This is a genomic window from Halalkalibacter oceani, assembly GCF_023715705.1.
Taxonomy (GTDB): domain Bacteria; phylum Bacillota; class Bacilli; order Bacillales; family Bacillaceae_D; genus Halalkalibacter; species Halalkalibacter oceani_A.
Genome location: NZ_JAMBOS010000142.1, coordinates 1 through 207, shown reverse-complemented (window position 1 = coordinate 207; position 207 = coordinate 1). Strand labels below are relative to the sequence as shown.

Here is a 207-nt window from a genome sequence, read left to right as displayed (position 1 = left end):
CTCAAATTATACAGATTCTTGAATGGGAAGGGCTGGCTGAACCAGGACAAATCAAAAGGTCAACCCTTCAGGAAAAACTGACGGAAAAGGGTTACAGTACACGACAAATGAGACTCTATTCCCAGACAGGAGTAGCCGCCCGAAGGTTTCAGAAACGACATCGCAACCAACTCTGGCAATCAGATATCAAGTATGGTCCTTACTTGC

General features: G+C 45.4%; 1 pseudogene. It reads left to right on the top strand.

Annotated features, from left to right (window positions below):
• Positions 1–207: pseudogene (locus tag M3212_RS22495) on the top strand (transposase); the annotation flags it as partial.